Consider the following 9,415-nt stretch of genomic DNA (forward strand, 5'->3'; position numbering starts at 1 on the left):
ACCTTATGGATTAAAATAATTACACAAATAGCCATTACGAGTCTTTACGACATCAAAGTTAATTCCGTACAGGCACTGGAGATTTTTCTGGGTAATAATGGAATCCACCGGACCTGAAGAGTGCACGCTCCCGTGCTTTAATGCCAGAATCCAATCCGAGTAGTTGGCCGCAAAATTGATATCATGGATCACACAGATAATGGTTCGGCCGTCGACGTCGCAAAGTTCTCGCAGCGCCTGCATGATCTGCCGACTGTGCTTCATATCGAGATTGTTCAGAGGCTCATCAAGCAGCAACATATCGGTTTCCTGTGCGATAACCAAAGCTAACAATGCCAATTGTCTCTGGCCACCGCTGATTTCATGTAGGTTACTTCCACGCAGAGATGTTAGCGAAAGATATTCCAAAGCTCTGTCTATGGCGACTCGATCCATTTTTGTAAGTCTGCCGCGACTGTAAGGAAAGCGACCAAAGGCCACCAGTTCTTCGACGCGCAGTCGCTGGTGTATTTCCTGACTTTGACGCAGTGTTGCTACCAGCTGTGCGAATTGTCGCGGTGAATAGTCATCCGTATTTTTTTGATTCAGCCAGACGTTTCCATCCGACGGGTCCAACAGTTTCGCTAAAATCATTAACAGTGTTGATTTACCTGCCCCGTTAGGGCCAATCAGTGCCGTCATTTTTTTTTGCGGAAAGGTCACCGAAATATTATTTACGACCGCGTTTCCAGCGTAGTATTTACACAGATTTTCTATTCGGATCACAAGACCGACCTCTGGCGAAGCATAACGATGAAGAAAAATATCCCGCAGACTAAGTTAATAACAATATTGATGGTAACTTTGTAGTTGAATACATGTTCAACCGAAAATTGGGCCAGGATAAACAGTATCAAGGCAATACCGCTCGCCAGAACCAGGATGCTGGAATGGCGAAACGTCGGAGTAATTTGATAGGCAAGATTAGCAACAAATACGCCCATAAAGGCGGTTGGTCCAATCAGGCTCGTTGCAGTAGCGACCAGCAAAGTTACGGCGAACAACAAAATGCGAGTGTGCTCTTTATAGCTAACCCCTAATGCAACCGCTTGATCTCGACCCAAGCCCATGACATCAAGAGTGTTCATTATTGGCCGCAGTAAGACAATTGTCGCAAACACTATGAAACCCGAAATCGACAGATTGATTTTATTCTCTGCACCAAACGAAGCGTATTGAAACGATTCCAGTATCGCGAATTCTCCGGGACTGATCTTTAACTGGACGAATTGCGTCGCGGTGGTAATCACTAAAGACAGAACCATGCCAGAGAGAAGAACAAAAAAAATGTCCCTCCCAGCGTTCTTTAACAAAGTGGTCTGTAAAAGCCAGGAGTATACCAGCAGAATCATTAAGCCCGAGACGTGACTACCATAATGCCCAAACAAACCCGTACTCCCAACACCGGTTATCAATATGATCAATGCCTGAGAGAAAATGTAAACGGATTCGTATCCCATAACGGCTGGAGACAGAATACGATTTAGTGCCAGTGTCTGAAAGATAATAGAAGAGTACGCGATAGCAATACCCCCGATGATCATTGTCAGCAAACGCTGTAGGCGTCCGGGGATAATATAATTGAGGTCAAAATCAGAATGAAACAAAACAAACGCAATCGCTAAAACACCTGCGCACACCCAAACTAACAGAATTCTGGACGCGAGATTCACAGTCGTTTACGCCAGATCAACAGCAGAAAAAGACAGCCGCCGAGCCCACCTGCGGTAATGCCGATGGGTACCTCGAACGGGTAAATCAGCAATCGCGAAAGAAGATCGCAGAAAAGCAACAATCCGGCACCAGCTAGGGCCACCAAAGGTAACGTACGTGCCAGGTTATCGCCGTAGTAAAGCGCGACCAGATTCGGTACGGCCAAGCCTAGGAATGGAATGGCGCCTACGGCAATTACAGTGATAGAGGTCGTCAGAGAAACCACAATCAGCGCCAGTGAAGCCATGGCGGCATAGGAGATTCCCAGGCTGTTCGCCATGTCTCTGCCCATCCCCATAATGGTAAGCTGATGAGCACAGGCATATACGCCGATAATCAGTGGCAACAGAAGCCAAACAATTTCATAGTGCCCGACAACAATTTTGGAAAAATCACCCAGCAGCCAGCCCTGCATACTTTGCATCATGTTATTCTGGACCGCGTAAAATTCGGCTCCTCCACTAAGTACCGCCCCATACATCAACCCTGCTACAGGAATCAGCAACGGGTTTTTCAAACGCAGTCGATAGACAAAAGTAACGAAAATTCCGATGGCAAGTAGACAAACTCCAAACGCAATCGCAGTCTTCTCAAAAGTGCTGGTACCTGACACTGCTACGGAAATCAGAATTCCCAATTTAGCGGCATCTAATCCTCCCGTGGTAGCAGGCTCTACAAATCTATTGCGCAGTAGCTGCTGCAGGATAACTCCACATAAAGAGAGGCCCGCTCCGGTCAATAGTACTGAAACTAGTCTGGGTATACGGCTCGCTGTTAATGTCAGCCAGGCACCGTCGCTGACTTGCCCGAAACCACCACTCATCAGGGTATCGACACCAATACAGAGCGACAAAACACAGAGCGCTGAGAAACCGCCGATAACTAGCTTGGATATCATTTTTTTGCCATTGTCATGCACGCCAGAGCTTCTAACGACCAACCTTTGCCTTATGGCCGATTTTGGCCTCTATACCATCCAGAGCAATGTCTCTCTTTCGTTCCCACCACGCTCGGGTGCCGCCTTTCATAATGCTGATCATCGCGTTTATCTGCTCAGCTCTATCTGGATTCCGGGCGGCCTCAGATTGCCACAGCGCAATGATTCTATCTCTACGCGAATGACCGTTTTCTTCGGTTTTATCAAGAGACCACCACCCGATGAAACACTCGCCTACCATGTCTACGAGCATATCCACGGCAACCACTGCGTCTGCGAGATTAAAACCCTTTTCTTGCAACTGGCTTACTGATTCTGCAAATGAGTGAATACCAACTGTTGGGGTTATTTCCGCTCGGTGGATTGCTTCCGCAAGCCCCGGATTACGCCCATAAAGCATCCACAGAGCGTCGGTTAATACGATTAATTCTTCCCGCCAGTTAGTCGCTGGTGGGGCCCGCCAATCAAGCCGCTCTATGGCCAGTTCTGCCGCCAGGCGCACAATGTCGGTACGCCCCTTTACATGGTGATAAAGCGATGAATGATCGACTTTGAGGTGAGCGGCAATCGCCGGAATTGTAGCCTCGTCGATACCAAGCTCCAGCGCCGCCTCGGCTATTCGATCGCGCGAAATCTTACTCGGACGCCCCCGGCGACGCCGAGGTTTTGAGTCATTGGAAATATCAGTCATTGTACGGATCTCTCTGTCGAAAGACGCTGATTCTAGCCATTATCAGCGCCTCCCCCAATGTTCAAAATGAATCGCTCAAGTAGAAGTCCTTTAAAATTTCGCCTTAATTCCCAACCCGAACTCTCTCGGCTCTACTAAGTAGGCATTAATGCCACCGGTACTGCTGTCGGACACCTTCCGCACGGGTGCTCGCTTATCAAACAGATTTCTCCCGTAACCGAACAGTTCGATTTGACGGCTAACGCGATAATTTCCGTGTAGATTGACTAATGAAAAAGAGGTGACACGCAGCTCTGGGTCATTTGTATCGTTGGAAAAATAAGAATCGGTATAATTCACATCCCCACCGATACTGAACGACCGGGATATTTGGTATTCAACGCGAAAATTTGCCATATAGCCGGGCGCTTTACTGAATTCCTTGCCTACGAATTCCTCACCCCGGTAGTCTGAAAAATCACTGATTTCAGTATCCAAAACGCCCAGCCCAGCGCTCACTTGCAATTGCGCATTAGCCTGAAAATCAATACTGATCTCCAAGCCCTGACTGATTGCCTCATCTGCATTTATGATTACGGATCCAAAAGGACGGCCGTCAAGGTAATCTGTTACCGAGCGCTGCGAGTCCTTGAAAACCGTGTAGAAGAGGTTGGCATTCAGGCTCAATCGCTGGTCTAGAAGGGTCTGGCGAGTAAACACTTCGTAATTCCAGGCATACTCCTCGTCAAAGGTATAGTACTCGCCACCACGAAAATTAATACCTGTACCACCGGGAATATAGCCTCGGTTAACCAGCACTCCGATGTTCGATGTACCTGAAAATTCATAGGCTAAAGCTAATTTAGGCAAGAAAGCCGTAAAAGTTTTGTCGTAATCGTGGATCACGTTGGGCACATAACTCGCGGCACCATGATGACTGATTTCATCGACTTGGTAGCGAGCTCCAGCCGTTAATCGCCAATGGGGGCTGAATCGCCAAATCACCTCACCGTAGGGTGACAGACTTTGGTGGCGTAAATCGGCATCGGCATTACCGAAGGTGTTGTCCAGCGCATTGTTGGTTTTATCATCCCAGAGGAAGACACCAATCACTCCACTTAAGGGGGCACCTGAAGTCGCCAGATTAAAGCGAAGATCGTTAGATACATTTTCGTTGGATCGTAGCGCTTCTCCTTCATAGGGGGCCGCAAAATGAAATTTGTAATCCCCTTCTGAGTACTGGAGCTGGTTGGAAACCACCACACTCTCAGAGATTTCATAGCTGAGATCCAGAATGGAAACGTGACTGTCTGTTTCTTGATTATCCTGGTACAAAGACACATTATCCAGATCGTCGTAGGGTTGTGAGGTAACCTCGCTATTCGGGCGATTCACCTTGGTATACCCATAGGTGAACATTCCAGAGAAACCATCCAAAACCGAGGGTTGCCAGAGCACCTTGGCACGTACATCTTGAGTCTTCCAGTCCAGATCGAAACTATCCGCAGTGAAATCCGGATTCGTGTAGTCAATGAATGTATCACGCTGACTGTAATCTATCGCCAGTCGAGCGGCGACTTCGTCTGTCAGTGGGCCGGAGACGGTCGCGGAATATCGCTGTTTATTGCGGCTGCCAGCAAGTGCCTGCGCCTCCGCCTCGGGCGTAAACGTGGGCTCTCTGGTGTTGATGACAACAGCACCCGCGATACTGTTAGCACCCTGGCTACTGGTTTGAGGCCCTCGGTACACTTCGACTGAGTCAACATCCCACAAGCCTGCGGCTCCCAAGTTTAGTTCAGCCGATGTCAGGTAACGTCCATCAACGCTGATCGTCGCTCCCGGTATGGGTTTCGATAGATATGCATTACCTGCACTTACCGGCCCCTTTGTGTCAGTACCGCGAATGATGGGAGCATCCGTACTGCCTGCATAGAGCAGATTGACAGTGCCTCGCAACAATTCAGCAATTGTAGTTTGATCACGATTCCGCTCAATCATGTCCTGCCCCAGTACGGACACAGAGCTCTCCGTATTTTGTAATGATCGTTCTATTTTCTGTCCGTAAACGACAACCTCTTCCAGCTTAACTGGGCTTGCCCTGTTGGTAGCCTCAGAAGGACTTGGGTTTGATGCAAGCGCTGCGGAGGAAAGGAGAGTAATAGCGATTGCCAGAGTACTGTGTAAAAACCGAGAGCAATTCTTTTGTGAACATTGATTAGGAACTGGGGACGGCGACATTGCGAAACCTCGAAGGGACAATTAAACCTTGATGAGAACTATTGTTATTCAGGATATCAATCGCTAAACTATTTATCAACACCATGTTGTAAAATAGAGAAAAGGCAGCGCTTTCAGAATACGAAAGTACGCTTTCCCACCACCCATCACTGTAGTTTTAAGAGCGGCCGGCAGCACCCACCGAAGACAGTAAAAGAGTACACATATGAGACTTACCAACCGGAATCCCAGCTTCCGCTCCGCACTCTACCCAACGTTGAAACCCGTCCTGCCTTCGCTGATACTCGGTACGATTGCGGCAACGATGTCTGGGGGATCTGCTCTACTGGCTCTGTGGTGTTTAATTAGCTTTCTTACTTCGAGCGAGACGTCTCGGCTCGCTTCAGCGCTGGCATGCTTCGGCTTCGCTGGCATCTCTACGGGATGCTCAGCATGGATCTGCCATAGCGCAGAATTGAGTTTTTCGGTCGCACTGAAGAAACAGCTCGCCAGGCACCTGGTGAGACTACCAAGCAGCGTACTGGCAGCACTACCAAGAGAAGAAATCCGCAGGAGACTGGAAGGAGACATCACTGCTTTGCACCATATGATTGCGCATTTGCCTGGAGAGGCCGCCGTCTTTATCACCATTCCGACGACCACGTTGTGGCTTTTGATAAGCCTCTGCGGTTGGAACATTATTATCGCATTGGCTCCAGGGCTTATGGCAGCAATCTGCTATCTGGTCATCATCCCCAGTCGAATGGCACAACAGCAGCAGGATGGCCTCAATGTCATGCAGAACATTACAACATCCATTAATGAGATTACGCGCGGTGCCCCCATTCTGGCCGTCTGCGATTCCCGTGTTGGACCTCTGGCAGACTATCGCAAAGCAACGACCGAATTTGTCAACCTCGTTAAATATCGCGTTGGCCGGGTCGCCACGGTCGCAGCCGTCGCGACTTCCATGCTGCAGGCCGTCGCTACCTATGCCTTGGTCTACGCTGTAGGGCACGACTGGCCTGCGCAACATTTGGCGGCGGCATTGTTCTTCAGTCTGGTCCTCGTTACCCCTGCTCTGCGCCTGGGCCATGGGCTTGAATATGTGAACCATGGGAGAGCTGCCGCACGGCGGTTAAATGAATTTCTGTCTACCCCAACACTTCGCTTTGGCAAGAATACTCTCGTGACCAGCAATACCTCCGCGTTGGAACTGAACGGCGCTCTGCTACACCCATCTAACCAAAAAACAGACACAAAGCTCACACAAACGTTTAAGGCCGGCTGTATTACCACGATCACTGGCCCCAGCGGCAGCGGCAAATCCACCCTCCTCCGTTGTCTGGCGGGTAGAGATGAGCCAAAGGAAGGACAAGTGCTGCTGGATGGCGTTGCCTTGCAGCATCTCACCGAAGAGTGCATCAACGAACAGATATTCTATCTTCCTCAGGGCTCAGAGCTTCTCGATGAAACAATCACGGCTAACCTGAGACTTTCTTTACCGGGCGCCTCGGAAGCATGCTGCCTGGAAGTGCTACGGAAAGCTCGCCTGCACCTGCCTCTCGACACCCCTGGCGAAAAGCTCTCTGGCGGTGAAAAACAGCGGGTCAATTTTGCACGTGCATTGTTATCTCCGGCAAGAATCGTGCTGTTGGATGAGCCGACTGCGGCATTGGATAACAGGAATTCCGTACACCTGATAGAAATACTTGAGCACGAAGCCAGACTGAATGCCAGGATTATTGTGATTGTCACTCACGATGCAGAAATTATCGCGCGCGGCGATTATCGAATCGACCTTGGTAGAAAACAACCAGTGGAGACTCGAGCATGATCGGCCAAACTCTACGTAAACTGCCCGCCGTCGCCAAATCAATTCTGCTACCGACGGCGCTGCTCTGGATCGCAGCCTCTTTGATGGAAGCATCGACCTACCTGCTACTTGCATTCTCAATTGTCCATCAATTCTCACCATGGCCCGTCCTCCTGACGGCAATACTGACCGTTACTATTACAGTGTACGCTGCTCGTTCAGGCTACTGGGCCGGCGCACAACTCGCCGAAAATCTCTACCAACACTTGCGTGAGACGCTGCTAAACATCAGGCCGCGGTCGCTAACAGAAAAACCACGCTCAACCGCAACGCAGCTTGCTACAGGGGGCATCCCTGGACTTATGAGTATTCCAGCACATCAATTGCAAGTGTTTTTGCACGCCCCACTCTTACCCATTTTTCTCTCAATCGGCGCGATAGGCATCGTTGGGATGCCATTAGGGCTGACCCTGACCTTATCGCTGGTGATATCTTTCGCCTGGCAGTGGCGGGCTCAAAAAGCGTTGGCCGACTCAGAAAAACAACGTCTTGCCAGCGAGTCCGCAACAACGTTATCCACACATGAGCTCGCAAATAACACTGAATGGCTGCGTGGCGCGGCAGGATTCACTGAGGCAACGCATCGTATAGAGCTGGCCTGGATGGCGCAATCGGGGGCGCTTGCAAACAGCATTCGCGCGATTGCCAGAGCATCTTTAGAATCAACGCTGGCCAACCTTCTGCCTTTAGCGAGTATCAGCGTGGTATTGCTACTTATTAACGAGACTTCAACAACCGTGATCCTTGCTGCGCTCATGTTGACAATGCGTGCGACCTCTCCTTTGGAAAATATCACCATAGCGGCCATAGGATTCAACAATCAGCGCAAAACACTGAGAGACTATCAAGCACTGGAGGATCTGCCCAGTATCCCACTGGGTCATAGCGAACAAACCGCCGACCCATCGGTCAACATTCAGCCTAACGACGCCAAGCTGACTCTGGTTGACATCAAATTAGGACCACAACAGCAACCTGTCTGCTTGAACCTGCCCAAGAATCACCGATTGGTTATCCGAGGAGCCAGCGGCAGCGGCAAAACAACACTTTTTCATCAGCTGCTGGGATTTGAGCCACTCCAGGAAGGAGCGATTTTACTCGACAACCGGCCGCTACAGTCTTTCTCCAGAATTGACTTGGCCAGGCAGCTAAGCTACGTCAATCAGCATCCCATATTATTCAACGGGACAATTGCCAGCAATATTCGCCTTGGCAACCCAGATGCAAGTGACGATGAAATAACCACTTTGTGCGGTCATTTACAGTTAGGTGAACTGATTGCACGGAATCCAAAGGGTATTCATCAACCCATAATGGACAATGGCGCTCAGCTGTCCGGTGGCGAGGCACAGCGTATCAATATCGCGAGAGCTGTCGTAAAACAGGCGCCATTACTTTTGTTGGATGAGCCCACCTCATCATTGGACGCTGATACTGAGAACGCAGTAGTGAATTTGATTTTACAACAAAGGATAACACTTCTGGTTATCACTCATCGTCATTCAGCCCTATGGCAACCAGATCAAACACTGACATTAACAGAATGAGATACAAATCCCTCTAGAAAGAAACCGTGAATTCAGCTCACTAGTGCATCTGGTGGATAGATTCTTAAAAAAGTTATCTCTCTATTTGTCTTACTACTTCGATTTTCGGGTAACTAACCCCATCCTGAGAGTTAAGAAAATACGGCAAATAATGAAATTTAATTGGTTATGCTATATGAAAGCTTCGTTAGTAGTGTCTACATTATCCACTTCTACATGGAATGCTCTAAATTTCACGTGAATAACACATCTAAAGTTTAGAGCGAACCAGGCCAGCCGGACTAAGATCTTCAAGTCTGGGTGACCTTTTCCCTCGTCAATTTTCCTTGTGTTACGCGACTTTACGCTGCTTATACTCAAAATCTATCCTTTCTCTCTCATCGGGAGGCCGGAATTTTTGGCCTTTACTGTTCCAG

At 49.1% G+C, this 9,415-nt stretch carries 7 protein-coding genes; 2 read left to right on the top strand and 5 right to left on the bottom strand.

Going from position 1 to position 9,415, the window contains the following annotated elements; translation table 11 throughout:
- Positions 1 to 3: 3 nt before the first annotated feature.
- The 5 genes from ACXAFR_RS25185 to ACXAFR_RS25205 form a co-directional block, all read right to left on the bottom strand.
- The gene (locus ACXAFR_RS25185; protein ID WP_475182396.1) at positions 4 to 765 is read right to left on the bottom strand and encodes an iron ABC transporter ATP-binding protein; all 762 of its coding nucleotides are present in this window, start codon (positions 763 to 765) and stop codon (positions 4 to 6) included.
- Positions 762 to 1,712, bottom strand: coding sequence for an iron chelate uptake ABC transporter family permease subunit (locus ACXAFR_RS25190; protein WP_475182399.1), 951 nt, complete (start codon positions 1,710 to 1,712; stop codon positions 762 to 764). The genes ACXAFR_RS25185 and ACXAFR_RS25190 overlap by 4 nt, the downstream gene beginning before the upstream one ends.
- Complete coding sequence (locus ACXAFR_RS25195; RefSeq protein ID WP_475182401.1) at positions 1,709 to 2,650, bottom strand: ABC transporter permease; 942 nt, start codon at positions 2,648 to 2,650, stop codon at positions 1,709 to 1,711. The genes ACXAFR_RS25190 and ACXAFR_RS25195 overlap by 4 nt, the downstream gene beginning before the upstream one ends.
- Positions 2,651 to 2,681: 31 nt before the next feature.
- Positions 2,682 to 3,380 (bottom strand): TetR/AcrR family transcriptional regulator, encoded by a 699-nt coding sequence (locus tag ACXAFR_RS25200; RefSeq protein ID WP_475182403.1) that lies wholly within the window; start codon positions 3,378 to 3,380, stop codon positions 2,682 to 2,684.
- Positions 3,381 to 3,470: 90 nt separating this feature from the next.
- Complete coding sequence (locus ACXAFR_RS25205; protein WP_475182406.1) at positions 3,471 to 5,597, bottom strand: TonB-dependent receptor; 2,127 nt, start codon at positions 5,595 to 5,597, stop codon at positions 3,471 to 3,473.
- 205 nt (positions 5,598 to 5,802) lie between these two features.
- Here ACXAFR_RS25205 and ACXAFR_RS25210 point away from each other — a divergent pair, with 205 nt between their 5' ends.
- Positions 5,803 to 7,413, top strand: coding sequence for an ATP-binding cassette domain-containing protein (locus tag ACXAFR_RS25210; protein ID WP_475182408.1), 1,611 nt, complete (start codon positions 5,803 to 5,805; stop codon positions 7,411 to 7,413).
- Positions 7,410 to 8,999 (top strand): ATP-binding cassette domain-containing protein, encoded by a 1,590-nt coding sequence (locus tag ACXAFR_RS25215; RefSeq protein WP_475182409.1) that lies wholly within the window; start codon positions 7,410 to 7,412, stop codon positions 8,997 to 8,999. Before ACXAFR_RS25210 ends, ACXAFR_RS25215 begins: the two co-directional genes overlap by 4 nt.
- Positions 9,000 to 9,415 lie beyond the last annotated feature (416 nt).

The sequence above is a fragment of the Pseudomaricurvus sp. ABR4_320 genome, from assembly GCF_056159445.1.

Excerpts from the sequence above, each read along its gene's own strand:
- ACXAFR_RS25205 (WP_475182406.1), bottom strand. The coding sequence starts at position 5,597 with ATGTCGCCGTCCCCAGTTCCTAATCAATGTTCACAAAAGAATTGCTCT.
- ACXAFR_RS25210 (WP_475182408.1), top strand. The coding sequence starts at position 5,803 with ATGAGACTTACCAACCGGAATCCCAGCTTCCGCTCCGCACTCTACCCA.
- ACXAFR_RS25195 (WP_475182401.1), bottom strand. The coding sequence starts at position 2,650 with ATGATATCCAAGCTAGTTATCGGCGGTTTCTCAGCGCTCTGTGTTTTG.
- ACXAFR_RS25200 (WP_475182403.1), bottom strand. The coding sequence starts at position 3,380 with ATGACTGATATTTCCAATGACTCAAAACCTCGGCGTCGCCGGGGGCGT.
- ACXAFR_RS25215 (WP_475182409.1), top strand. The coding sequence starts at position 7,410 with ATGATCGGCCAAACTCTACGTAAACTGCCCGCCGTCGCCAAATCAATT.